General features: G+C 60.3%; 20 protein-coding genes and 2 tRNA genes. 17 read left to right on the top strand and 5 right to left on the bottom strand.

All coding sequences use genetic code 11. The features are described 5' to 3' along the window. Positions 1-102: 102 nt before the first annotated feature. The 3 genes from PSH57_RS02825 to PSH57_RS02835 all read left to right on the top strand — a co-directional run bounded on the left by PSH57_RS02825 (position 103) and on the right by PSH57_RS02835 (position 4722). Positions 103-1290, top strand: a complete 1188-nt coding sequence (locus PSH57_RS02825) for an ATP phosphoribosyltransferase regulatory subunit (RefSeq protein WP_305387710.1) — start codon at positions 103-105, stop codon at positions 1288-1290. Positions 1291-1344: 54 nt separating this feature from the next. After that, positions 1345-2637, top strand: coding sequence for an adenylosuccinate synthase (locus PSH57_RS02830; protein WP_256229261.1), 1293 nt, complete (start codon positions 1345-1347; stop codon positions 2635-2637). A gap of 150 nt (positions 2638-2787) precedes the next feature. Further along, positions 2788-4722: a methyl-accepting chemotaxis protein gene (locus PSH57_RS02835; RefSeq protein ID WP_305387712.1), complete on the top strand. Its 1935-nt coding sequence runs from the start codon at positions 2788-2790 to the stop codon at positions 4720-4722. 223 nt (positions 4723-4945) lie between these two features. Here the strand turns inward: PSH57_RS02835 and PSH57_RS02840 are convergent. Together PSH57_RS02840 and PSH57_RS02845 are read right to left on the bottom strand one after the other, a co-directional pair. After that, a tRNA-Leu gene (locus PSH57_RS02840) sits at positions 4946-5032 on the bottom strand. Between the two features lie 175 nt (positions 5033-5207). Beyond that, positions 5208-5294: transfer RNA gene (locus PSH57_RS02845), tRNA-Leu, on the bottom strand. A gap of 226 nt (positions 5295-5520) precedes the next feature. Between PSH57_RS02845 and rnr the strand changes: the two genes are divergently transcribed. From rnr to PSH57_RS02910, 13 genes are all read left to right on the top strand, one after another. Further along, positions 5521-8166, top strand: a complete 2646-nt coding sequence (gene rnr / locus PSH57_RS02850; protein WP_305387713.1) for a ribonuclease R — start codon at positions 5521-5523, stop codon at positions 8164-8166. Continuing rightward, positions 8163-8930, top strand: a complete 768-nt coding sequence (gene rlmB, locus PSH57_RS02855) for a 23S rRNA (guanosine(2251)-2'-O)-methyltransferase RlmB (protein ID WP_256229258.1) — start codon at positions 8163-8165, stop codon at positions 8928-8930. Before rnr ends, rlmB begins: the two co-directional genes overlap by 4 nt. Positions 8931-9233: 303 nt before the next feature. After that, positions 9234-9662, top strand: a complete 429-nt coding sequence (gene rpsF, locus PSH57_RS02860; protein WP_025211554.1) for a 30S ribosomal protein S6 — start codon at positions 9234-9236, stop codon at positions 9660-9662. Between the two features lie 28 nt (positions 9663-9690). Next, positions 9691-9921: a 30S ribosomal protein S18 gene (rpsR, locus tag PSH57_RS02865; protein WP_002551829.1), complete on the top strand. Its 231-nt coding sequence runs from the start codon at positions 9691-9693 to the stop codon at positions 9919-9921. Positions 9922-9957: 36 nt separating this feature from the next. After that, on the top strand, positions 9958-10851 hold the full coding sequence (locus PSH57_RS02870) for a YybS family protein (protein WP_305387716.1): 894 nt from the start codon (positions 9958-9960) through the stop codon (positions 10849-10851). An 18-nt stretch (positions 10852-10869) separates the two neighbouring features. Further along, the gene (rplI, locus tag PSH57_RS02875; RefSeq protein ID WP_047227319.1) at positions 10870-11316 is read left to right on the top strand and encodes a 50S ribosomal protein L9; all 447 of its coding nucleotides are present in this window, start codon (positions 10870-10872) and stop codon (positions 11314-11316) included. A gap of 136 nt (positions 11317-11452) precedes the next feature. After that, positions 11453-12850 carry a replicative DNA helicase gene (gene dnaB / locus PSH57_RS02880; RefSeq protein WP_003197253.1) on the top strand — a complete coding sequence of 466 codons (1398 nt, stop codon included), beginning with the start codon at positions 11453-11455 and terminating at the stop codon, positions 12848-12850. Between the two features lie 190 nt (positions 12851-13040). After that, the gene (locus tag PSH57_RS02885) at positions 13041-15341 is read left to right on the top strand and encodes a YgiQ family radical SAM protein (protein WP_305416344.1); all 2301 of its coding nucleotides are present in this window, start codon (positions 13041-13043) and stop codon (positions 15339-15341) included. A gap of 372 nt (positions 15342-15713) precedes the next feature. Next, positions 15714-16631: an Ssp4 family T6SS effector gene (locus PSH57_RS02890; RefSeq protein ID WP_305387719.1), complete on the top strand. Its 918-nt coding sequence runs from the start codon at positions 15714-15716 to the stop codon at positions 16629-16631. Beyond that, entirely contained in the window at positions 16631-17092 is a 462-nt protein-coding gene (locus PSH57_RS02895; protein WP_305387720.1) for a hypothetical protein, read from the top strand. The genes PSH57_RS02890 and PSH57_RS02895 overlap by 1 nt, the downstream gene beginning before the upstream one ends. A gap of 175 nt (positions 17093-17267) precedes the next feature. Further along, the gene (locus PSH57_RS02900; protein WP_305387722.1) at positions 17268-20543 is read left to right on the top strand and encodes a transglutaminase family protein; all 3276 of its coding nucleotides are present in this window, start codon (positions 17268-17270) and stop codon (positions 20541-20543) included. 101 nt (positions 20544-20644) lie between these two features. After that, positions 20645-23131, top strand: coding sequence for a circularly permuted type 2 ATP-grasp protein (locus tag PSH57_RS02905; protein ID WP_305387724.1), 2487 nt, complete (start codon positions 20645-20647; stop codon positions 23129-23131). Next, entirely contained in the window at positions 23131-24024 is an 894-nt protein-coding gene (locus PSH57_RS02910) for a transglutaminase family protein (protein WP_305387725.1), read from the top strand. Before PSH57_RS02905 ends, PSH57_RS02910 begins: the two co-directional genes overlap by 1 nt. A gap of 109 nt (positions 24025-24133) precedes the next feature. Here the strand turns inward: PSH57_RS02910 and PSH57_RS02915 are convergent, their stop codons facing one another. The 3 genes from PSH57_RS02915 to PSH57_RS02925 form a co-directional block, all read right to left on the bottom strand. Continuing rightward, the gene (locus PSH57_RS02915; protein ID WP_047227327.1) at positions 24134-24325 is read right to left on the bottom strand and encodes a hypothetical protein; all 192 of its coding nucleotides are present in this window, start codon (positions 24323-24325) and stop codon (positions 24134-24136) included. A 68-nt stretch (positions 24326-24393) separates the two neighbouring features. Next, a complete protein-coding gene (locus tag PSH57_RS02920) occupies positions 24394-24981 on the bottom strand; it encodes an LOG family protein (RefSeq protein ID WP_305387727.1) in 588 nt (195 codons plus the stop codon). Positions 24982-25042: 61 nt separating this feature from the next. Continuing rightward, entirely contained in the window at positions 25043-25168 is a 126-nt protein-coding gene (locus PSH57_RS02925; RefSeq protein ID WP_305387729.1) for a hypothetical protein, read from the bottom strand. 156 nt (positions 25169-25324) lie between these two features. Here PSH57_RS02925 and azu point away from each other — a divergent pair, with 156 nt between their 5' ends. Continuing rightward, positions 25325-25771 carry an azurin gene (gene azu, locus PSH57_RS02930; RefSeq protein ID WP_305387730.1) on the top strand — a complete coding sequence of 149 codons (447 nt, stop codon included), beginning with the start codon at positions 25325-25327 and terminating at the stop codon, positions 25769-25771. Positions 25772-25852 lie beyond the last annotated feature (81 nt).

Genomic DNA, 25852 nt, shown 5'->3' on the forward strand with positions numbered 1-25852 from the left:
TCACGTTGCTCATGCGCGGGGTTTGCGTGTGGGCGGAGCATTTTCTGCTTCACTCAAGGCTTGCCCGAGGGCTGGCCGCCCGGACCATAGGGGAATGGCGTAATGGCAACGGTAGACCGCTGGCTGCTGCCAGATGGCATCGAAGAAGTACTGCCACCGGAAGCTACGCGTATCGAAGTAGCGCGTCGGCAGGTGTTGGATCTGTTCCAGAGCTGGGGTTACGAATTCGTCGTTACCCCGCATATCGAGTACCTGGAATCCCTGCTGACCGGCGCGGGCCAGGACCTGGATCTGCGCACCTTCAAGGTTATCGACCCGCAGTCGGGCCGGCAGATGGGCTTTCGTGCTGACATCACCCCGCAGGTAGCGCGTATCGACGCCCACACCCTGCGTCGTGAAGGCCCGAGTCGCCTGTGCTACGCCGGCAGCGTGCTGCACGCCCAGCCGCGCGCCCTGTCGTCTTCGCGCAGTCCGATCCAGCTGGGTGCCGAGTTGTATGGCGATGCCAGCCCGAGCAGCGACGTAGAAGTCATCAGCCTGATGTTGGCCATGCTGCAACTGGCTGACGTGCCGGATGTCCACATGGATCTGGGGCATGTTGGCATCTATCGTGGCTTGGCGCGGGCGGCCGGTTTGTCCGGCGAAGTGGAGCAGCAGTTGTTCGATGCCTTGCAGCGCAAGGCCATCGATGAAGTGATCAGTCTGACCGAAGGCCTGCCGGCCGATCTGTCCGGCATGTTGCGGGCGCTGGTAGACCTCTGCGGAGGTCGCGAAGTGCTGGCCGCTGCCCGCGAACGGCTGGCCCATGCGCCGGCACCTGTACTCGCGGCACTGGACGATTTGCTGGCGATTGCCGAGCGCCTGTCGGTGCGTTTCCCCGAGTTGCCGCTGTATTTCGACCTGGGCGAATTGCGCGGTTATCACTACCACACTGGCGTAGTCTTCGCGGTGTTTGTACCGGGCGTGGGTCAGTCCATCGCTCAGGGTGGTCGCTACGATGATATCGGCGCCGACTTCGGTCGTGCCCGTCCGGCGACCGGCTTCTCTACCGATTTGAAAACCCTGGTGACCCTGGGGCGTGCTGAAGTCGAGCTACCGTCTGGCGGTATCTGGATGCCCGACAGTACGGATGCAGCACTCTGGCAGACGGTCTGCCAGTTGCGCAGTGAGGGTCAGCGTGTCGTCCAGGCCTTGCCTGGGCAGCCTCTGGCCGCCGCCCGTGAAGCGGACTGCGACCGGCAATTGATTCAGCAGAACGGGCTTTGGCAAGTATTGCCGCTGGCTTCTTGAGTTTTCCTGCCGGCCGCGGCCGGCACCAAGTTTGCGCGAATGAGGACAAGTGTTATGGGTAAGAATGTCGTAGTCCTGGGCACCCAGTGGGGTGATGAGGGCAAAGGCAAGATCGTTGATCTGCTGACCGAACATGCTGCCGCCGTAGTGCGCTACCAGGGTGGCCACAACGCAGGTCACACCTTGGTGATCGACGGTGAGAAAACCGTTCTGCACCTGATCCCGTCGGGCGTGCTGCGCGAAGGCGTGCAATGCCTGATCGGCAACGGCGTGGTGGTTGCCCCCGACGCCTTGCTGCGGGAAATCATCAAGCTGGAAGAGAAAGGCGTACCGGTGCGCGAGCGCCTGCGTATCAGCCCGTCCTGCCCGCTGATCCTGTCCTATCACGTCGCGCTGGACCAGGCTCGTGAAAAGGCCCGTGGCGAGCTGAAGATCGGCACCACCGGCCGTGGCATCGGCCCGGCCTACGAAGACAAGGTGGCCCGTCGTGGCCTGCGCATCGGTGACCTGTTCCACCGTGAGCGCTTCGCCGCCAAGCTGGGCGAGTTGCTGGACTACCACAACTTTGTTCTGGTCAATTACTACAAAGAGCCGGCCATCGATTTCCAGAAGACCCTGGACGAGTGCATGGAATACGCCGAGTTGCTCCAGCCGATGATGCTCGACGTCACTGCCGAGTTGCACGAGCTGCGTCGCGCGGGCAAGGACATCATGTTCGAAGGCGCCCAGGGTTCGCTGCTGGACATCGATCACGGTACCTATCCGTACGTCACCAGTTCCAACACCACTGCCGGCGGCATCGCCACCGGTTCGGGTTTTGGACCGATGTACCTGGATTACATCCTGGGTATCACCAAGGCCTACACCACTCGCGTCGGTTCGGGTCCGTTCCCGACCGAGCTGTTCGATGACGTCGGTGCGTTCCTGGCCAAGCGTGGTCATGAGTTCGGCGCCACCACCGGTCGTGCCCGTCGTTGCGGCTGGTTCGATGCCGTCATCCTGCGTCGCGCTATTGATGTCAACAGCATCTCGGGCCTGTGCCTGACCAAGCTGGACGTGCTGGACGGCCTGGAAACCATCAATATCTGCGTGGGTTACAAGAACCAGGACGGCGCGGTTATCGACGCACCGACCGACGCTGACAGCTACATCGGCCTTGAGCCGGTGTACGAGCAGATGCCAGGCTGGACCGAATCGACCGTCGGCGCCAAGACCCTGGAAGAGCTGCCAGTGGCGGCCCGCAACTACATCAAGCGCGTTGAAGAGTTGGTCGGTGCGCCGATTGACATTATTTCGACGGGACCGGACCGCAACGAAACCATCGTTCTGCGTCATCCTTTTGCCTGATAAGTCGTTGATGTAAAAAACAAAGGACCCTCGTTTGGGTCCTTTGTCATATCTGGCTGCCAGGCGGCACGACACTTGCTATACAGCTTAAATAATAAGTGCTTTTTTTGAAGTGCTAGCAATTTAATGGCGTTAGTAGAGGGATTCCCTGTGTCGGCCGTTCTCTCATTGTTACAAAGCCGCCTGTTGCGGCCCGTATTCGTTACTCTCGGTGTCGCCCTTTTGGTGCAGGTCCTGGTGGCTGTCGCGCTGACGCGAAGCACGGTCACTGCGCTGGAGGCCGATCTAGAGGCTCGGCTCGGGGGCGACAGTCAGAAATTGTCTGGCGAACTGGAGCAGGCCGGGCGTGAAGTCACCTCAAGCCTGGACAGCTTGTCTTCCAGCACCCGCCAGCGTCTCACCGCCGGTTTATCCACACGTTTGAAGGATGAGCAGGCGCAGTTGCGCGCGACGCTGGAAAAGTCGCTCAAGGATTCCGCCAATGATATGGCGCAGCTTCTGGCTTCGGTCGCGCCGCGCGCCATGTGGGACAGCGACGTGCCGGCCCTCTCTGAGTTTGCCCGTCGGGCCCAGCGCAATCCCAACGTACTCTTCGTCATTTATGACGACGCCACCGGCCAGCACCTGACCCGCTACCTGAATCGGCAAAACCCGATCAACAAGGCTTTGCTGGAAAAAGGCAAGGGCGATCGAGCGCTGGACAAGGTGCTGGATGCGGCGAAGAACGATCCCTCGGTGTATTACCTTGAAGCATCGATCAGCCCCAACGGCGTAGAGATCGGCAAGGTGTTGATGGGGGTTTCCACGGCCTCCGTTGAAGCCGATCTGAAGGCGCTGGACCAACGCTTCTCGGCCCTGATAGCCAGTGGTGATCAGTTGGTCGGGGATAGCCTCAAGGGTGCGGCAGCCGACAGTGCCACTGCGATGCGCGGGCGCCTGGAATCGGCTCAGGCCACGGCCACGCAAATGCAGGTCAACACCGCCACCACCGTCCAGGACGCTGCGGGCACTTTGCGCTGGCGCATCGGTCTGGGCCTGGCGCTGGTGGGGTTTGGCGTGCTGGTGCTGCTGGCTGTGGTGTTGGGGCGCCGAGTAGTCAATCGCTTGAAGCTGTTGATTACCGCGATGAACGATCTGGCGGCAGGCGAGGGCGACTTGACCAAGCGCGTGCAAATCAACAGCAAGGACGAAATCGGCGACATGGCCTCGGCGGTCAATCGTTTTGTGGATAAGTTGCAGCCTATTGTGCGGGAAGCGGGTGATGTGGCCCAGCGTACGGGCGTGGAAATCGGTGCCATGACCTTGCGCAACTCCGGTGCTGATGCAGCGGCCGGGATGCAGCGTGATGAAGTGGCCGAGAGCCTGCGGGCGTTATCGCAGATGGCCGACGAAGCGCAATCGGAAAGCCAGGCGATGCAGGCTGCCTTGCAGCAGGTGGTGGAGATTCGCAAGGCCACCGACGAAAACACTCGTACATCGGCCAAGGTTGGCGGTTTGATCGAGGCACTGGCCGGGCAGGTCGATACGGGGGCGAAAGTCATCGAGCGGCTGGCGCAGCAGAGCGAGCAGATCGAAGTGGTGCTCACCGTCATTCACGGCATTGCCGAACAAACCAACCTGCTGGCCCTGAACGCGGCCATCGAAGCGGCGCGGGCCGGGGAAACCGGGCGCGGGTTCGCGGTGGTGGCGGACGAGGTGCGGGCGCTGGCGAGCAAGACACAGAGTTCGACCGGCGACATCCAGGCTCACATCGTGGCGCTGCAGCAGGGCGCGCGCGAGGCGGTGGCCGCCATCGGCCAGGCCGGGCGCCAGGCCAGTGAAGGGTTGTTGGTGCTGCGTGACAGCGCGCGCTTGCAGCAGTCGGTACAGACCTCCGTAGAGCGGGTGCATGCGGCCATCGGCTTGGCGACGCAAGCGGCGGCCCATCAGGCTCAAGGCGCGCAAGCGGTACGCGGGCGGGTGGAAACCATTCACGCCCAGGCCGAGAAAGCGGCTCAGGCCGTGGTCGAGACCACGGCCAGCGGCAAGATATTGGATAGTTTGGCGGCGCAGTTGAAGGCGAGCCTGGGGCAGTTCAGGGCTTGATGGGCTGATCGGGCTGGCCCCTTCGCGAGCAAGCCCGCTCCCACAGTAGATCGAGTACTTCATGAGTACGCCACCAACTGTGGGAGCGGGCTTGCTCGCGAAGGCGGTTTTAGCGGCTCAGATACATCCGAGTTGTCAGCCAATGAATCGACAACCCCAGAAACGCAAAAACCCGCTTTCGCGGGTTTCTGTGAGTTCAAGGCCGTAACCTTGAAGCTTGAATTGGTGCCCAGAAGAAGACTCGAACTTCCACGACCTTGCGGTCACCAGCACCTGAAGCTGGCGTGTCTACCAATTTCACCATCTGGGCAGCATCTTCAGCGTTGCCGCTGTCGATGTGGCGCACTATACGGAGCGAGTTTTGATCTGTAAACCCCTGTTTTTGTTTTAGTAATTACCAGCCAGATTCCAGGGGCCGGAAATGCAAAAACCCGCTTTCGCGGGTTTTTTTGGAGCTAGCAGATCATTGATCTGCTGCTCGAAATTGGTGCCCAGAAGAAGACTCGAACTTCCACGACCTTGCGGTCACCAGCACCTGAAGCTGGCGTGTCTACCAATTTCACCATCTGGGCAGTATCGGCAACGTGTGTACGTCATCGATGGCGCGCACTATACGGAGCGTGTTTTTAACTGTAAACCCCTCCCGCAAAAAAAACCGGTAAATTTCACGAGCGGTGCATTTCCTGGCTTCAAGAGGGGTCAAAAGACTTCAGGGAACGGCATCGGATGCTTGAAATTTCCCGTTTCATTACGCCTATGCCAAACTAACCCGCATATAGACAAGGTGAAAACTCTCTAATGGCCGATTGGCAGTCCCTCGATCCCGAGGCCGCTCGTGAAGCGGAAAAATACGAAAACCCTATTCCTAGCCGCGAACTGATCCTGGCGCATCTCGCCGATCGGGGTTCGCCTGCTAGCCGCGAGCAACTGGTCGAAGAGTTCGGTCTGACCACCGAAGACCAGCTCGAAGCCCTGCGCCGCCGTCTGCGCGCCATGGAGCGCGATGCTCAGTTGATCTATACCCGGCGCGGCACCTATGCGCCCGTGGACAAGCTTGACCTGATCCTGGGCCGCATCGCCGGTCACCGCGACGGTTTCGGCTTCCTGATCCCGGACGACGGCAGCGACGATCTGTTCATGAGCCCGGCGCAGATGCGTCTGGTGTTCGACGGTGACCGGGCCCTGGCCCGGGTGTCCGGCCTGGACCGCCGTGGTCGCCGTGAGGGTGTGATCGTCGAAGTGGTGTCCCGTGCCCACGAAAGCATCGTCGGTCGCTACTTTGAAGAGGGCGGCATCGGTTTTGTCGTCGCGGACAACCCGAAGATCCAGCAGGAAGTGCTGGTCACCCCGGGCCGCAACGCCAACGCCAAGGTCGGTCAGTTTGTCGAGGTGAAAATCACCCACTGGCCAACCCCACGCTTCCAGCCCCAGGGCGATGTGGTGGAAGTGGTCGGTAACTACATGGCGCCGGGTATGGAAATCGATGTTGCCTTGCGCACCTACGACATTCCTCACGTCTGGCCCGAAGCGGTCCTGAAAGAAGCCGCCAAGCTCAAGCCTGAAGTCGAAGAGAAAGATAAAGAGAAGCGCATCGACCTGCGCCACTTGCCGTTCGTCACCATCGACGGCGAAGACGCCCGGGATTTCGACGATGCGGTTTTCTGCGAAGCCAAGCCGGGCAAATTGCGCCTGTTCTCCGGCGGCTGGAAGTTGTACGTGGCGATTGCCGACGTTTCCAGCTACGTGAAACTCGGTTCGGCGCTGGACGCCGAAGCCCAGGTGCGCGGTAACTCGGTGTACTTCCCTGAGCGTGTCGTACCGATGCTGCCAGAGCAACTGTCCAACGGTTTGTGCTCGCTCAATCCTCACGTCGATCGTCTGGCCATGGTTTGCGAGATGACCATCTCCAAATCTGGCGAAATGACCGACTACTGCTTCTACGAAGCCGTGATCCATTCCCACGCCCGCCTGACCTACAACAAAGTCAGCGCGATGCTGGAAACCCCGAAACTTGCCGAATCGCGCAAACTTCGCGGCGAATACACCGATGTCGTGCCGCATCTCAAAGAGCTGTACTCGCTCTATAAAGTGCTGCTGGCGGCGCGTCATGTACGTGGCGCGATCGACTTTGAAACCCAGGAAACCCGGATCATTTTCGGCTCCGAGCGCAAGATCGCCGAGATTCGTCCGACGGTGCGCAACGATGCCCACAAGCTGATCGAGGAATGCATGCTGGCCGCCAACGTGGCCACTGCTGAGTTCCTGAAGAAGCATGAAATTCCTGCGTTGTACCGGGTCCACGATGGCCCGCCGCCGGAGCGTCTGGAAAAACTGCGCGCCTTCCTCGGTGAGCTCGGCTTGTCCCTGCACAAAGGCAAGGACGGTCCGTCGCCCAAGGATTACCAGGCCCTGCTGGCCGGTATCAAGGATCGCCCGGATTTCCACCTGATCCAGACCGTGATGCTGCGCTCGTTGAGCCAGGCGGTATACAGCGCCGATAACCAGGGTCACTTCGGCCTGAACTACGAAGCCTATACCCACTTCACATCGCCGATCCGTCGCTATCCTGACTTGCTCACGCATCGGGCGATCCGCAGCGTGATCCATTCGAAGATGAACACCCCACACGTCAAGCGTGCCGGTGCGATGACCATCCCCAAGGCGCGCATCTACCCGTACGACGAGGCGGCCCTGGAGCAACTCGGCGAGCAATGCTCGATGAGCGAGCGCCGTGCCGATGAAGCGACTCGCGACGTTGTGAACTGGCTCAAGTGCGAGTTCATGAAAGATCGCGTGGGTGAGTCGTTCCCGGGCGTGATCACTGCCGTGACCGGTTTTGGCCTGTTCGTCGAACTGACCGACATCTACGTCGAAGGCCTGGTGCACGTCACCGCGCTGCCGGGCGATTACTACCACTTCGACCCAGTGCATCACCGCTTGGCGGGTGAACGTACTGGTCGCAGCTTCCGCCTCGGCGATACGGTCGAAGTGCGGGTCATGCGCGTTGATCTCGACGAGCGCAAGATCGACTTCGAGATGGCAGAAAAAACCATCAGCGCGCCGATTGGCCGCAAGAAGCGCGGTACCGAAACTTCTGCGCCTGCGGCCAAGACCGCCGCCGAGCCTGCTGCGGCCAAGACCGCCGCCGAGCCTGCTGCGGCCAAATCCGGGCGTCGTGGTCCGGCCAAGGAAAAAGCCGTCGAAGCCTATCGCCCGAGCGATGCGGCGGCGAAAAACGCCGAGCTGCGCAAAAGCCGTGAGATGAAACAGGCGTTGCTGGCCGAAGCCAAGAGCGGCGGTAAAGCGGCGTCTGGGGGAAAGACCGGACGGTCGGCGCCGGACAAGGCGACCGGCAAGCCGAGCAAACACCGTAAAGGCCCGCCCAAAGCAGGCTCGGCCCCAGCCAAGAGCGGCGGGGCGCGCAAACCCAAGGCCAAGTCATGAGTCAGTTGGAAAAAATCTACGGCGTGCATGCCGTGGAAGCATTGCTGCGTCACCATCCCAAGCGGGTCAAGCAGATCTGGCTGGCGGAGGGGCGTAGTGATCCGCGGGTCCAGACCCTGATCGAACTGGCCAGCGAGAATCGCGTGGCGGTCGGCCAGGCTGAACGGCGGGAAATGGACGCCTGGGTCGAAGGTGTGCACCAGGGTGTCGTGGCAGAGGTCAGCCCGAGCCAGGTCTGGGGCGAGGCGATGCTCGACGAGCTGCTCGATCGCACCGAAGGCGCGCCATTGTTGCTGGTACTGGACGGCGTGACCGATCCTCACAACCTCGGCGCTTGCCTGCGTTCGGCGGATGCGGCTGGCGCGTTGGCGGTGATCGTGCCCAAAGACAAGTCGGCAACGTTGACGCCAGTGGTGCGTAAAGTCGCCTGCGGCGCGGCGGAAGTGATTCCACTGGTGGCCGTGACCAACCTGGCGCGTACCCTGGAGAAACTCCAGCAGCGCGGCCTGTGGGTGGTCGGCACGGCGGGCGAGGCTGAGGTCAGCATTTATGACCAGGACCTGACGGGCCCGACCATCCTGATCATGGGTGCCGAAGGCAAGGGCATGCGCCGCCTGACCCGCGAGCATTGCGACTACCTGGTCAAGCTGCCGATGGCCGGCAGTGTCAGCAGCCTCAACGTCTCGGTCGCGACCGGCGTGTGCCTGTTCGAGGCCCAGCGCCAGCGTAGCGTCAAGGTTGCTGCGGCCGCCAAAAAATCCTGATCCGATTGTAGTCCCTGTGGGAGCGAGCCTGCTCGCGATAGCGGAGTGTCGTTCAACGCAAATGTTGAATGTGGCGCCCTCATCGCGAGCAGGCTCGCTCCCACATTGGTTTGTGTGGGTAAGCATTGGGGATTGTTCAAATAATCACCAATCACCTTGCGCCGCCCTCGGCCCTTCTCTACAATTGCGCCCCTTGCTGTGATGGCAGGCACTTTTGTGTCTAGCGTCCACAAGTCCATAAGTGTCATTCACTCCTTGTCTGACCGTTTTTGAGCGGCAGGCTACAACCCGTAAGGAGCATTCATGCGTCATTACGAAATCATCTTTTTGGTCCACCCGGATCAAAGCGAGCAAGTCGGCGGCATGGTTGAGCGTTACACCAAGCTGATCGAAGAAGACGGCGGCAAAATCCACCGTCTGGAAGATTGGGGCCGTCGTCAACTGGCCTACGCAATCAACAATGTTCACAAGGCTCACTACGTGATGCTGAACGTTGAGTGCACCGGCAAGGCCCTGGCCGAGCTGGAAGACAACTTCCGCTACAACGATGCAGTGATCCGTAACCTGGTCATCCGCCGCGAAGAAGCCGTCACCGGCCAATCCGAGATGCTCAAGGCTGAAGAAAACCGCAGTGAGCGCCGTGAGCGTCGCGACCGTCCTGAGCACTCTGACAGCGCCGAAGGCGATGACAGCGATAGCGACAGCGACAACAGCGATAACGCTGACGAGTAATCCACGGACCTTTTAAGGAGCCAATCACATGGCACGTTTCTTCCGTCGTCGTAAATTCTGCCGCTTCACCGCTGAAGACGTGAAAGAGATCGATTACAAAGATCTCAACACTCTGAAAGCCTACGTATCCGAGACCGGCAAAATCGTTCCAAGCCGTATCACCGGTACCAAAGCTCGTTATCAGCGTCAGCTGGCCACCGCTATCAAGCGCGCCCGCTTCCTGGCCCTGCTGGCCTACACCGACAGCCACGGCCGCTGAGACCGGGCAGTCGACACGTAGCAAAGGATTGAATGCATGCGCGCCTTAGCTGAGTTCATCATGCGCGGTCGTATGCAGGCCACTCTGGTAGTGGCTGGATGCGCGGCATTGCCGTTGTTGTATTGGTTGGGTGCTGCCGCGGTGAGTCTTGTACTTCTGCGGCGCGGATTGAAGGACGCCCTTGGCGTTCTTGCTCTGGGACTGCTGCCGGCTTTGCTCTGGTGGCTGTATTCCGCTGACCCGCGGGCACTGATGGTGCTTCTGGGGTCTTCGGCGCTGGCGTTGGTGTTGCGCGCAAGCGAATCCTGGAACCGCGTGCTGCTGGTCAGCATAGCGATGGGAGTGGTGTTTTCAGTGGTGCTCGGGGTGGCTTTCGCGCCCCAGATCGAGATGCTGTCGCAGGCTTTGATAAAAATCCTGCCCGAGGCCCTCGGTGATCTCTACCAGCAGATGTCGGTAGAGGAGCAAGCGCGCTTCGCGTCCCTGATCGCACCGGTCCTGACCGGCCTGATTGCGGCCTTGTTACAAATCGTCAGTGTGCTGAGCCTGATTATCGGGCGCTACTGGCAGGCGTTGTTGTACAACCCGGGTGGTTTTGGTCGCGAATTTCGCGCCATCCGTTTCCCGCTTGGGCTGGCGATGTTGCTGCTGGCGGGCATGCTTCTGGGACCGAACTTCGGTCCGCAGATGGCCATGCTCACGCCGTTGTGCAGTGTACCGCTGGTATTTGCCGCTCTGGCCCTGATTCACGGGCTGGTGGCGAAAAAGCGGCTGGGCCGGTTCTGGCTGGTGGGGTTGTACGTCACGTTGTTGCTGTTCATGCAGCTGATCTATCCGTTGCTGGTGGTCCTGGCCATCGTCGACAGCCTGATTGATTTTCGCGGTCGTATGGCGCCGAAAGATGCCGACAACGCGAACGGTGAAGGTTAAAAGTTAGAGGATTTTCACATGCAACTGATCCTTCTGGAAAAAGTCACCAACCTGGGCAACCTGGGTGACAAAGTAAACGTTAAGGCCGGTTACGGCCGTAACTACCTGCTGCCTTACGGCAAAGCCACCGCTGCGACCGCTGCCAACCTGGCCGCGTTCGAAGAGCGTCGCGCTGAGCTGGAAAAAGCGGCAGCAGACCGTAAAACCTCGGCTGAAAGCCGTGCTGCCCAACTGGCTGAGCTGGAAGTGACCATCACTGCCACCGCTGGCGACGAAGGCAAGCTGTTCGGTTCGATCGGTACTCACGACATCGCTGACGCACTGACCGCCTCTGGCGTTGAAGTGTCGAAGAGCGAAGTTCGTCTGCCGAACGGCACCATCCGCAACGTAGGCGAATTCGACGTAGCCGTGCACCTGCACGCTGAAGTTGAAGCCACCGTACGCGTTGTCGTGGTAGCAGCTTAAGCAATACCTGTCGGCTGGCACCCTCGGGTACTAGTCGGTAACATCGGGCACGATCCTGTTTACAGGTCGTGCCCTTTGTCTTTCTGCAATTGCTGATTTTCAAAACCCCCTGCGTTTCCAAAAGAATCAAGTGGCCATGAACGAAATCACCGCTCCCGAGCAATACGATCTGCAAACCGCTGCCCTGAAGGTGCCTCCGCACTCCATCGAGGCCGAACAGGCCGTGCTCGGTGGTCTGATGCTGGACAACAACGCCTGGGAACGCGTGCTCGATCAAGTATCCGACGGCGATTTCTACCGGCATGACCACCGCCTGATTTTCCGTGCCATCGCAAGATTGGCCGATCAGAACATGCCGATCGACGTGGTAACCCTGGCCGAGCAATTGGACAAGGAAGGCCAGACGTCTCAGGTTGGCGGCCTCGGTTATCTGGGTGAGCTGGCAAAAAACACGCCGTCTGTCGCCAACATCAAGGCCTATGCCCAGATCGTGCGTGAACGGGCGACCTTGCGCCAATTGATCGGCATCAGCACTGAAATCGCTGACAGCGCCTTCAACCCGGAAGGCCGAACCGCTGCCGAGATCCTCGACGAAGCGGAACGGCAAATCTTCCAGATCGCCGAGGCCCGGCCAAAAACCGGTGGCCCGGTGAGCGTCAACGATCTTTTGACCAAGGCCATCGATCGCATCGACACCCTGTTCAACACCGACAACGCCATCACCGGCCTGTCCACCGGCTACACCGACCTCGATGAGAAGACCAGCGGCTTGCAGCCATCGGACCTGGTCATCGTCGCCGGCCGTCCGTCGATGGGTAAAACCACTTTTGCAATGAACCTGGTAGAAAACGCGGTGTTGCGCAGCGACAAGGCTGTTCTGGTGTACTCCCTGGAGATGCCAGGTGAATCGCTGATCATGCGTATGCTCTCGTCCCTGGGTCGTATCGACCAGACCAAGGTCCGTTCCGGCCAACTGGAAGATGACGACTGGCCGCGCTTGACTTCGGCGGTCAACCTGCTCAACGACCGCAAGCTGTTCATCGACGATACTGCCGGTATCAGCCCATCGGAAATGCGCGCCCGAACCCGTCGTCTGGTGCGTGAGCACGGTGACATCGCGCTGATCATGATCGACTACCTGCAGTTGATGCAGATCCCGGGGTCCAGCGGCGACAACCGGACCAACGAGATTTCCGAAATCTCCCGTTCCCTCAAGGCCCTGGCCAAGGAATTCAACTGCCCGGTGGTGGCTCTCTCCCAGTTGAACCGTTCCCTGGAACAGCGCCCCAACAAACGTCCGGTGAACTCCGACTTGCGGGAATCCGGAGCGATCGAGCAGGACGCCGACGTGATCATGTTCGTCTACCGTGACGAGGTGTATCACCCTGAGACGGAACACAAGGGCATCGCCGAAATCATCATCGGCAAGCAGCGTAACGGCCCGATCGGCTTCATCCGCCTGGCCTTTATCGGCAAGTACACGCGCTTCGAAAACCTGGCGCCGGGTAGCTACAATTTTGATGACGACGAGTAACCTGTGGGAGCGGGCTTGCTCGCGAAGGCGGCGTGCCAGACAACCTTAGCGTCGACTGACACACCGCCTTCGCGAGCAAGCCCGCTCCCACAGGGGAGTGCGCAATTTCCGACCATAGCCGTCGGAATTGGTTATTTTTTGTGCTATATTCCGCGCCCGCGATTTTTCATCTTTTATACCGGTCATCGACATGCAAGCAGCCAAGCCGTTATTTGACTATCCCAAGTACTGGGCCGAATGTTTCGGCCCAGCGCCGTTCCTGCCCATGAGCAGGGAGGAGATGGATCAGCTCGGCTGGGATTCGTGCGACATCATCATCGTGACCGGTGATGCCTACGTCGATCACCCATCGTTCGGCATGGCGATCATCGGTCGGTTGTTGGAGGCCCAAGGCTTTCGCGTCGGGATCATTGCCCAGCCAAACTGGCAGTCCAAAGACGATTTCATGAAGCTCGGCGAGCCCAACCTGTTTTTTGGCGTCGCGGCCGGCAACATGGACTCGATGATCAACCGCTACACCGCCGACAAGAAAATTCGTTCCGATGACGCCTACACCCCCGGTGGCATGGCGGGCAAGCGGCCGGACCGCGCGAGCCTGGTCTACAGCCAGCGCTGCAAGGAAGCCTACAAGCATGTGCCGATCGTGCTCGGCGGTATCGAAGCGTCCCTGCGTCGTATCGCGCATTACGATTACTGGCAGGACCGCGTGCGCAACTCGATCCTGATTGACGCCAGCGCCGATATCCTGCTCTACGGCAACGCCGAGCGGGCGATTGTCGAAGTCGCCCAGCGTCTGTCTTACGGTCACAAGATCGAAGACATCACGGATGTGCGCGGCACGGCATTCATCCGCCGTGACACCCCGCAAGGCTGGTACGAGGTCGATTCCACGCGCATCGACCGTCCGGGCAAGATCGACAAGATCATCAACCCGTACGTGAACACCCAGGACACCGCTGCCTGCGCTATCGAGCAAGAGAAGGGGCCGGTCGAAGATCCGAGCGAAGCCAAGGTCGTACAAATCCTGGCAAGCCCGCGCATGACCCGCGACAAAACCGTGATCCGTCTGCCGTCGGTGGAAAAGGTCCGCGGCGATGCGGTGCTCTACGCTCACGCCAACCGCGTGCTGCATCTGGAAACCAACCCGGGCAATGCCCGTGCCTTGGTGCAGAAGCATGGTGAAGTCGATGTCTGGTTCAATCCGCCGCCCATTCCGATGACCACTGAGGAAATGGACTACGTGTTTGGCATGCCTTACGCACGTGTTCCCCATCCGGCGTATGGCAAGGAAAAAATCCCGGCTTACGAGATGATCCGTTTCTCGGTGAACATCATGCGGGGCTGCTTTGGCGGCTGCACCTTCTGCTCGATCACCGAGCATGAAGGCCGGATCATCCAGAACCGCTCTGAAGAATCGATCATTCGCGAGATTGAAGAGATTCGCGACAAGGTCCCGGGTTTCACCGGTGTCATCTCCGACCTCGGCGGTCCGACCGCGAACATGTATCGCATTGCCTGCAAGAGCCCGGAAATCGAATCCGCCTGCCGCAAGCCGTCTTGTGTGTTCCCCGGTATCTGCCCGAACCTCAATACCGACCATTCTTCGCTGATCCAGCTGTACCGCAGCGCCCGGGCATTGCCTGGGGTGAAGAAGATTCTGATTGCCTCCGGCCTGCGTTACGACCTGGCGGTCGAGTCGCCGGAATACGTCAAGGAACTGGTGACCCACCATGTGGGTGGTTATCTGAAGATCGCCCCGGAGCACACCGAGGAAGGTCCGCTCAACCAGATGATGAAACCGGGTATCGGCAGCTATGACAAATTCAAGCGGATGTTCGAGAAGTACACCAAGGAAGCCGGGAAAGAGCAGTACCTGATTCCGTACTTCATCGCCGCTCACCCGGGCACCACCGACGAAGACATGATGAACCTGGCGCTGTGGCTCAAGGGCAACGGTTTCCGCGCCGACCAGGTGCAGGCGTTCTATCCGTCGCCGATGGCCACGGCCACGGCCATGTACCATTCGGGCAAGAACCCGCTGCGCAAGGTCACCTACAAGAGCGACGCGGTGACCATCGTCAAGAGCGAGGAGCAGCGCCGCCTGCACAAGGCCTTCCTGCGTTATCACGACCCCAAGGGCTGGCCGATGCTGCGCGAAGCGCTGACCCGCATGGGCCGCGCCGACCTGATCGGGCCGGGCAAGAACCAGTTGATCCCGTTGCATCAGCCGGCCGCCGACAGCTACCAGAGCGCCCGTCGCAAAAACTCGACGCCGGCTGGCAGCCACAAGGTGGGCAAGGAAACCACCAAGATCCTGACCCAGCACACCGGTCTGCCACCGCGCGCCAGCGACGGCGGCAACCCGTGGGACAAGCGCGAGCAGGCCAAGGCCGCGGCATTCGCTCGCAACCAGCAGGCCGCCAAGGAGCGCAAGGACGCCGCCAAGGGCAAGGGGCCGAAACCGGCGCGCAAGCCTGTCGTGCCGCGCTAATCGCCAAGCCACATTGCAAACGCCAGCTTAAAAGCTGGCGTTTTGCTTTCTAGCGGCTGTGCTACTCGTTTGCTATCGTGGCGACCGCCAATGCCAGTCAGTACCGTGCAGTAAAGCCCTACACCGCTCTTGTGGCGAGGGAGTGGCCGCCGCGTCTGCGACGCTGCGCTGTCGCGCAGTGAACCAGGTCCTGTGGCGAGGGGATTTATCCCCGCTGGGCTGCGCAGCAGCCCCCAAACCAGGCAACTCGGTGTGCCAGGAAGATTGAGTTAACTGCATTAGGGCCGCTGCGCAGCCCAGCGGGGATAAATCCCCTCGCCACAAGTGTGTATTGATCAAGTTATCACCCTCGGATTTTCAAGGACGATTCATATGAGCACCCCTTTACCGGGTATCGGCATGGACTACAGCCCCTCCCAGTTCATGGCTCGCCAACGCATCGAAAGCCAGATCAACCTGCCGCGCCTGTTCGCGGCCATCGACGCCGATCCCAGTATCGTCGGCGCTGGCGTGGTGTACATCGATGCCGAATTCAACGTGGTGACCCTGCGCGAGTTCAAGCCGATTTGCAGTATCAAGCCCAAGCGGATCATCTTGCGCGAGGCGCAGAAGTACATTGCGCCGGCTCAGTTTGCGCAGCAGGTGCAGGACAATCCTCGTGAATCGCGATTGGTGGCTGAGGCGGTGAATACCGGTTTGGCCTGCGCTGCTGCATTTATCAGCTGGACCGTTGTTCTAAGCGGTACCGTGCTGATTCCGTTCAGTGCTGGAGCCAGTACAGTAGTGTCTGTAATTGCTTACACCGCAGCGGCGGCAAGTACCGTCCAGTGTGTTGGTAGTGGTTACCGGGCTCGCAATGAAATAGTCGACCCAGCCATGAATGACTACCTTGATGGCGAAGCTTGGTATCAGAACGTAATGATTGGATTGGACGCAGCATCACTGCTGGGTGTAGGGGCTAGTGCACTCACAACCGTCAGATTGGTCACTGTAGCAAAAGCAACTACAGGAAAAAGCTTGCGCGATGTTCTGAAAGGCTTAAATCGCCAGGAACGAGCAAAGCTGACCCAGGAACTGCTAAGTATCAAACACCCGGAAATGTCTCGCAGGATGATTAAGCTGAAGCAACTAGCCGGGGGGCTTCCCAAACGTTACACGCCCACTCAGCTTCGGCATGGCACCGTTACTCAGATACAGGACTCCTTAGGCGCCGCATTGGGGTTCACCGGCAGTGCCTTATCCGGCAATGTAAAAACTATTGCAGTGGGTCTTTATGAGGAGATGGAGTAGTGAAGCAGAACCAGACTATTCGTAGTTTTCTGGCGCGTTACCTCATTGTTTTCATGGGGGTGATTTTTGCAGGCTGCTTCGCTGCTTCGGCAACGGTATCGTTAGCGATGAGCACTTATTTCAGATCTGTCCCAGTGGATGTCAGGGCGACTACCGGGTGGGCGACGACCGTTGTCATCGCCATGGTCATCGTGCATAGCAACTATTTGATCGTTCGAGGACGACCTTGGTGCGCATGGGTCATGGTCGCCGTATTTGCTGCTTGCTTGCTAACGGTTCTGCCGACTATCCAATATGAGCCGCACAAGTTTATTTACACCGAGGGGGTGTTTTGGCCCTTGCTCGGGCTGCTATTGCTCAACAGCAAGCGTCACCGCGAAATGCGCAGCAAACTGGTAGAAGTCCGCCGCCAACGCGAGCTCTTCATCCAGGCCGCCAAGACCTCCCGCTCACGGCGTTGAGTCGATTCGCTACCGCCGCTGCTACATTTATGTGCTTGCCTTTGCACCCGAATGCGAGCATCGCGCGCTTTTAGTGCTCTACTGCCTTGAGTAGACGAAGAAAGTGTCCGGCCTGCCTGCATGGCATAAGTCTTGCGCCGCTTTCGATAACGCCCAGGCTCGCAGGAGGTACGTCGTGTCGATTCACGTCGCGTTGCACCATGTCACGCATTACCGATACGACCGCGCTGTCGAGCTCGGTCCGCAGATCGTTCGCCTGCGCCCGGCGGCCCACAGCCGCACGCGCATCCTTTCTTATGCACTGAAGGTCGCGCCCGATCAGCATTTCATCAACTGGCAGCAGGATCCCCAGGGCAATTACCTGGCGCGGTTGGTGTTTCCCGAGAAAACCCGGGAGCTGCGCATTGAAGTCGATCTGCTGGCTGAAATGGCGGTGTTCAATCCGTTCGACTTTTTCCTGGAACCCTACGCGGAAAAAATTCCGTTCACCTATGCCGCCGACGAACGCAAGGAGTTGGCGTCTTACCTTGAAACCCTGCCGTTGACACCGAGATTCCAGGCCTATCTGGACGGCATCGACCGCACGCCGTTGCCAGCGGTGGATTTTCTGGTGGCGCTCAACCAGCGCCTGAGCGAAGACATCAACTACCTGATCCGCATGGAACCGGGCGTCCAGACCCCGGAGCACACGCTGGAACATGCGTCCGGTTCCTGCCGCGACTCGGCCTGGTTGCTGGTGCAGTTGTTGCGCAACCTCGGCCTGGCCGCGCGGTTTGTTTCCGGTTACCTGATCCAGTTGACCGCCGATGTGAAAAGCCTCGACGGTCCGTCCGGTACCGAGGTGGATTTCACCGACTTGCATGCCTGGTGCGAGGTCTATCTGCCCGGTGCCGGCTGGATCGGCCTGGATGCGACGTCCGGCTTGTTCGCCGGTGAAGGGCATATCCCGTTGGCCTGTAGTCCCGATCCGTCCTCGGCGGCGCCCATCAGTGGCTTGGTGGAACCGTGCGAGTGCGAATTCAGCCACGAAATGTCCGTCGAGCGGATCTGGGAAGCGCCACGGGTCACCAAGCCCTACACCGAAGAGCAATGGTTGGCGATTCAGGCGTTGGGCAGGCAAATTGATGCCGATCTGCTGGAAGGCGATGTGCGCCTGACCATGGGTGGCGAACCGACTTTCGTCTCGATCGACGATCCGGACGGCGCTGAATGGAACACTGCCGCGCTCGGGCCGGATAAACGTCGGCTCTCCGCTGAGTTGTTCCAGCGCATGCGCAAGCACTATGCGCCCCAGGGGCTTGTGCATTTCGGCCAGGGCAAGTGGTACCCCGGTGAGCAGTTGCCGCGCTGGTCGCTCAACTGCTATTGGCGGCGTGACGGGGTGCCGATCTGGCACAACAGCGCGTTGATCGCCGACGAGCAGCAGGACTACGGCGCCGACGGCGAAATGGCCGAGCGCTTTCTGACAAGCGTTGCCGAGCGCTTGAAAATTCCTGCGCGATTCGTGTTCCCAGCCTACGAGGACAACTTCTACTACCTCTGGCGCGAAGGTGCATTGCCATCGAATGTCACGGCCCAGGACCCACGTCTGGAAGATGCCCTGGAGCGGGAACGGTTGCGCAAGGTCTTCAGTCAGGGCCTGGACAAAGTGATCGGGCAGGTCCTGCCGCTGGCGCGTACCGCCAAGGGCGATCAATGGCAAAGCGGTCGATGGTACCTGCGCGATAGTCACTGCCGGTTGGTACCGGGGGATTCGCCCCTGGGCTATCGCCTGCCATTGGCTTCCCAGCCCTGGGTGACAGCGGCCGAATACCCCTTCATTCACTCCAGCGACCCGAACCAGGACCTGCCGACGCTGCCCGATGCTGAACGCTTGGCTCGTCATGGTGAGCCGGCAACCGAGCAGGATCGCGTCCCGCAGATCGATGAATCCGCCGACTGGCTGACCCGCACGGCATTTTGTGCCGAGGCTCGCGAGGGGCGCTTGTACCTGTTCATGCCGCCCCTGGAGCGGGTCGAGGATTATCTGGAGCTGGTCAGCGCCATCGAGGCGACAGCCGAGCAGCTGCATTGCCCGGTGCTGTTGGAAGGCTATGAGCCGCCGAGCGACCCGCGCCTGAGTAACTTTCGCATCACCCCCGATCCGGGCGTGATCGAGGTCAACGTGCAGCCGTCCGCGACCTGGGATGAGCTGGTCGAGCGCACCGAGTTTCTTTACCAAGAGGCGCGACAAACCCGGCTGACCAGCGAGAAATTCATGATCGACGGTCGGCACACCGGCACTGGTGGTGGCAACCATTTCGTACTGGGGGGCGCGACCCCGGCCGACTCTCCCTTTCTACGGCGCCCGGACCTGCTGCGCAGCCTGATCAGTTACTGGCATAACCACCCGTCACTGTCCTACCTGTTTTCCGGCTTGTTCATCGGTCCGACGTCCCAGGCGCCGCGGGTGGACGAAGCGCGCAACGATGCGTTGTATGAGCTGGAAATTGCCTTCGCACAAATGCCGCAGCCTGGCGAAGAATGTCCGCCCTGGCTGGTTGATCGGTTGTTGCGCAACCTGTTGATCGACGTGACCGGCAACACCCACCGTGCCGAGTTCTGCATCGACAAGCTCTATTCGCCGGACGGCGCCACCGGGCGTCTCGGTCTATTGGAGCTGCGTGCTTTTGAAATGCCGCCCCATGCCCGTATGAGCCTGGCCCAGCAATTATTGCTGCGCGCGCTGGTGGCGCGGTTCTGGCGTGAGCCCTACCTGCCTGCGAAGCTGGCGCGCTGGGGCACCGAGCTGCATGACCGCTTCCTGTTGCCGCATTTTATCGAACAGGATTTTGCCGACGTCATCAACGAACTGAGTGCCGCCGGTTACCCGCTGCGGGCCGAGTGGTTCGCCGCGCACCTGGAGTTTCGCTTTCCCAAGGTGGGCGATTACGCGGTCAGCGGCATCGAACTGCAATTGCGCCAGGCCCTTGAGCCCTGGCATGTACTGGGAGAAGAAGGGGCGGTGGGCGGCACCGTGCGGTATGTGGACTCTTCTCTTGAGCGCTTGCAGGTCAAGCTCAGCGGCCTGGCACCGCAACGGTATATGCTGACCTGCAACGGTATCCCGGTGCCGCTTCAAGCCACCGGCCGGGTCGGCGAATTCGTCGCCGGAGTGCGTTTTCGCGCCTGGCAACCGGCCAACTGCCTGCAACCGACCATTGCGGTCCATGCGCCGCTGGTCTTCGATTTACTCGACACCTGGACGCAACGGTCGGTGGGGGGGTGCCAGTATCACGTGGCCCATCCGGGGGGACGCAATTACGACAGCCTGCCGGTGAATGCCAACGAGGCTGAGAGCCGGCGAATGGCGCGTTTTTTCCGTCTCGGACACACGCCAGGGAAACTTCCGATACCCAACCTGGCAGTGGATGACGAGTTTCCCCTCACGCTCGATCTGCGACGTTTTTGAGAGCGCTCCCTAAGTCGTACACGACACCCGGATATTTCAACTATCCGGGCGTCATGCGCTTGCGCTAGTCTCACGTTTCATTGCTGTCTGCCGAGCTTTCCATGCCTGACCTGCTTGACCGTTACCCGCTGACGACGGGCACCTATCACGAACTGTTGGACGACAGCGGCGCGGTGCGCGGGCACTGGCGGCGCCTGCTCGACCATTTGCAGCGCAGTACGCCGGCCCAACTGCTTCAGCGTCAGGCACTGTTGGCCCGGCAGATCCAGGAAAACGGTGTCACCTACAACGTCTATGCAGACCCGAAGGGCGCCGACCGGCCGTGGGAGCTGGACCTGCTGCCCCACGTGATTGATGCGCAAGAGTGGAAACAACTGTCGGCGGGCATTGCCCAGCGTGCACGCTTGCTCAATGCAGTACTGGCCGACCTGTACGGGCCGCAACGGCTGATCAGTGAAGGGCTGCTGCCGGCGGAACTGGTGTTCGGGCACAACAACTTTCTCTGGCCGTGCCAGGGCATCACGCCGCCGGACGGCATTTTCCTGCACCTGTATGCCGTGGACCTGGCCCGTACGCCCGATGGTCGCTGGTGGGTCACGGCGGATCGGACCCAGGCGCCTTCGGGGGCCGGGTATGCGCTGGAAAACCGCATGATCGTCTCCCGCGCCTTTCCCGACTTGTATCGTGACCTGAAGGTCAAGCACCTGTCCGGTTTCTTCCGCACCTTGCAGCAGACCCTTGCGCGACAGGCCCCCAGTGATGGCGAGTCGCCGCTGGTGGTGCTGTTGACGCCCGGGCGGTTCAACGAAAGCTATTTCGAACACCTTTACCTGGCGCGCCAACTGGGCTATCCGCTGGTGGAGGGGAGCGACCTGACCGTTCGCGACGCCACGGTCTATCTCAAGACCCTGAGCGGACTACGACGGGTCCACGCCATCATGCGCCGGCTCGACGATGATTTCTGCGACCCGCTGGAGCTGCGCACCGATTCGGCCCTGGGCGTACCGGGGTTGCTGGAGGCGGTGCGCCAGGGCCGGGTGCTGGTGGCCAATGCGTTAGGCAGCGGCGTGCTGGAATCACCGGGCCTGTTGGGCTTTTTGCCAAAGATCAGCCAGTTTCTGTTCGGTGAGGAACTGATACTGCCGTCCATCGCCACCTGGTGGTGCGGTGAGCCGCCGGTACTGGCCCAGGCCTTGGAAAAGCTGCCGCATTTGCTGATCAAGCCGGCGTTTCCTTCCCAAAGTTTCAGCCCGGTATTGGGGCGCGACCTGAACGAACAACAGCGCGCTCTTCTGGCGGCGCGCATACAGGCGCGTCCCTACGCCTATGTCGCCCAGGAGCTGGCGCAGCTGTCCCAGGCGCCGGTCTGGCAGGCCGAAGGCGGTCAGCTTCAGCCGCGGGCCATCGGCATGCGCGTGTATGCCGTTTCCGGAGAGGATGATTATCGGGTGCTGCCGGGTGGCCTGACCCGCGTGGCTGCCGAGGCGGACGCCGAAGTGGTGTCGATGCAGCGAGGTGGCGCCAGTAAGGACACTTGGGTCTTGGGAGAACAGGCGCCCAGTGGCGAACAATGGAAGGCCCAGCGAACCGTGGGCGTCCACGATCTGGTTCGACGTGATCCGTACCTGCCGTCCCGCGTCGTGGAAAACCTGTTCTGGTTCGGTCGGTACTGCGAGCGTTGTGACGACAGCGCGCGGCTGCTGCGGATCATGCTGGCGCGCTATGTCGATGGCGACGACCCGCAAGCGCTGCAGTCGGCGGTGTCCCTGGGGGAAAGCCTGATGCTGTTGCCGGAGGAGGGTGAGCTGCCCGAGCGTCTGCTGGCAGCGTTGTTGGGGGATGATTGGTCGTTCAGCCTGCGTTCCAACCTGCAGCGATTGCAGTGGGCGGCCTCCCAGGTTCGCGGCAAGCTGTCCCGGGAGAACTGGCAGGCACTGGTGGAGTTGCAACGCGAAGCCATGGAACTGGAAACCGCGGAGCCGGACTTTGGGGAGTTGCTGGATTTTCTCAACCGATTGGTGATGTCCCTGGCGGCGTTGTCCGGATTCGCCTTGGACGACATGACCCGTGACGAGGGCTGGCGTTTCCTGATGATCGGTCGTCGCCTGGAGCGCCTGCAATTTCTCAGCAGCAGCCTGGCGGCGTTCCTGCGAGGTGATGCGGTGTTCGACCAGGCCGGGCTGGACTGGCTGCTGGAACTGGGCAACAGCAGCATCACCTATCGTTCGCGTTACCTGGCGGTGGCCCAGTTGATCCCGGTGCTCGACCTGCTGTTGCTGGACGAACAAAACCCTCACGCGGTGCTCTTCCAGTTGAAACTGGTGGCCCGTACCCTCAAGCGCTTGAACGATGACTTCGGTGCGCCCAGGGAAACCGCATTGCCGGAACTGGTCGCTCGCCTGTCATGCTTTGACTTGCGTTGCCTGGAGAATCCGCTGTTCGGCGAGGCCAGCCTGCGCGCTGCGCTCGATGGGTTGGCCGATCTGTTGCAGGAAGTGGCCGACGTCAGCGGCCAGGTGTCCGATCGCCTGGCCTTGCGTCATTTCGCTCACGTCGATGACGTCAGCCAGCGCACGGTGTCCGTCTGATGAGCGCTCGTTACCAGATTTTTCACGACACCCATTACCACTACGACAGCCCGGTGTCCCTGGCCCAGCAGCTTGCCCACCTGTGGCCACGGGCCTGTGAATGGCAGCGTTGCACCGAGCAGCAGTTGTTGATCAGCCCGGAGCCGACGACCCGTCGCGATGAGCTGGATGTATTCGGCAACCCACTGACCCGCCTGGCTTTTGAACGGCCCCATGACGAGTTGCTGGTTAACGCACGTCTGAGCGTGGAGGTGCTGGCGCGTCCAGAACTGGATTTCAACCTGTCCCCAGCCTGGGAGTCGACCTGTCAGGCGCTGACCTACAGCGGCCGGCCACTGACTGCTCCGTTGCTGGATGCGTGCCGCTATCGTTTCGAGTCACCCTACGTGCATCTCAAGCGTAGTTTTGTCGAGTTCTCAGAAAGCTGTTTCGTCCCAGGGCGCCCATTGATGTTCGGCGTGCAGGCTTTGATGGAAAAGATTTTCCAGGAGTTCACCTTCGACGCCGAGGCGACCCAGGTGGCGACGCCACTGGTGGAGGTGCTGGAACGGCGGCGGGGCGTGTGCCAGGATTTTGCTCACCTGATGCTGGCCTGCGTGCGCTCCCGTGGGTTGGCGGCGCGTTACGTCAGCGGCTACCTGTTGACTCAACCACCGCCGGGCCAGCCACGGTTGATTGGTGCCGATGCCTCGCACGCCTGGATCTCGGTGTTTTGCCCGGTGCTGGGCTGGGTAGATTTCGACCCGACCAACAACGTTCAGCCGGCGCTGGAACACATCACGTTGGCCTGGGGCCGGGATTTTTCCGATGTGTCGCCGTTGCGGGGAGTCATTCTGGGCGGCGGTGATCATGACCCCGAAGTGCGGGTGACGGTGATGCCGCTTGAATCGTAGATAGACCCATTGTGGGAACGGACTGGCCTGTGAGGGCCGGCAGCGAGGCTGCCGGCCCTGGACACAGAACCGGGGTGGGGCCGGATCGGATCATCGGGCCCGGAGAGGCTCAGGCGTCTGGCGTCTGATCTTTCGGTGCATCAACATCAACGTCTGCTGCCACGTCGCCTTCGGTATCCGGGGTCAGTGCTGCTGCTTCTTCTTCAGCGGTAGCTTTCTTGCGCTGAAGCTTTTCCTCTTTCTTCTGCTCCTTGGCCAAATCTCTCTGACGTTTGGCGAAGGAATAATTGGGTTTAGCCATGGGCGATCCTCTGGGGTCGAAGGTGAGGTTGAGCGGCGCGTATTCTGCCCTGTATCGGGGTCGAGCCGTTAGCTGGGTTTTTGTTCGGCCCACTTTGGCTGTAGCGACGGTTGCCATTCGTCCAGCGCATCGAGCAGGTTATGCGGTGATTCGCTCACTTGCAGCATGTCACGATGGGGCGCGCGGACGAAGCCTTCGCCGACGATATGATCAAGAAAACCGGTGAGTTTGCTGTAGAAACCGTTCACTTCCAGCAGCCCCAGCGGTTTTCCGTGATAGCCGAGCTGGCCCCAGGTCCAGACTTCGAACAACTCCTCCAGCGTGCCGAGGCCACCGGGCAGGGCGATAAAGGCATCGCTGAGCTGAGCCATGCGTGCCTTGCGGGCATGCATGCCGTCCACCACTTCCAGGCGGGTCAGGCCACTGTGGCCGATTTCCTTGTCTTTAAGGCTCTGCGGGATGATCCCGATCACTTCGCCGCCAGCCGCCAGAGCCGCATCGGCGACGATGCCCATCAAGCCGACCGCCCCGCCGCCATAGACCAGCGTCAGCTTTCGTTCCGCCAACGCACGCCCTAAGGCCTGCGCCGCTTCACGATAGGCCGGATGGTTACCGGTGCTGGCGCCGCAAAATACACAAACAGACGCTAAAGACATGCCTTACTCCGTGGTCAGTTACTGTTCCAGAGTAAAGCCTGGCTTTGGTTGCGCAAAGCAATTAAACCTCGCGCCGGGGTTTTTCGTAGGTGCCACTGGCGCCGCAGGCGTAGGCGGCGAGCAAGCTGCACAGCAGGCTGTTGAGGTTCATGACGGGATACTCCAGAGAGGTGATGGAGTCGATCATATGGGCACGTCATACCTTTGGCTGGTTGATTATGCTCATCAGGCTGATAGCCTTAAGTTGTATACAATCTTTGACTCAGGTCATAGGAACTTGTCTGAAATTCAGGCAGTCTTCCCCATTGACGGAATTTTTCTAACCATGCCTTGGAGATTCACCATGTTCGCCAAACTTGCTGCAGTATCCCTGTTGACGCTGGCCAGCAGCCAGCTGATGGCTGCCGAGTGCAAGACCACCATCGACTCGACCGACCAGATGTCCTTCAGCACCAAGGCCATCGAGATCGACAAGAGCTGCAAGACCTTCACCGTAGAACTGACTCACTCAGGCAGCTTGCCGAAGAACGTCATGGGCCATAACTGGGTACTGAGCAAAGAGGCTGACATGCAGCCGATTGCTACCGATGGCCTGGCAGCCGGTATCGACAAGGACTATCTGAAAGAAGGTGATGCGCGCATCATTGCTCACACCAAGCTTATCGGGGCCAAGGAGAAGGATTCGGTGACCTTCGATGTGTCGAAACTGAGCGCCGATGAGAAATACGGCTTCTTCTGCTCGTTCCCAGGCCACATCTCGATGATGAAGGGCACCGTTACCCTGAAGTAATTCTTCAGGCATAAAAAAAGCGCCCCATCGCAGGGCGCTTTTTTTATGCAAAATAACCCCTGTGGGAGCGGGCTTGCTCGC

The organism is Pseudomonas hefeiensis (genome assembly GCF_030687835.1).
Classification (GTDB): Bacteria; Pseudomonadota; Gammaproteobacteria; order Pseudomonadales; family Pseudomonadaceae; genus Aquipseudomonas; species Aquipseudomonas hefeiensis.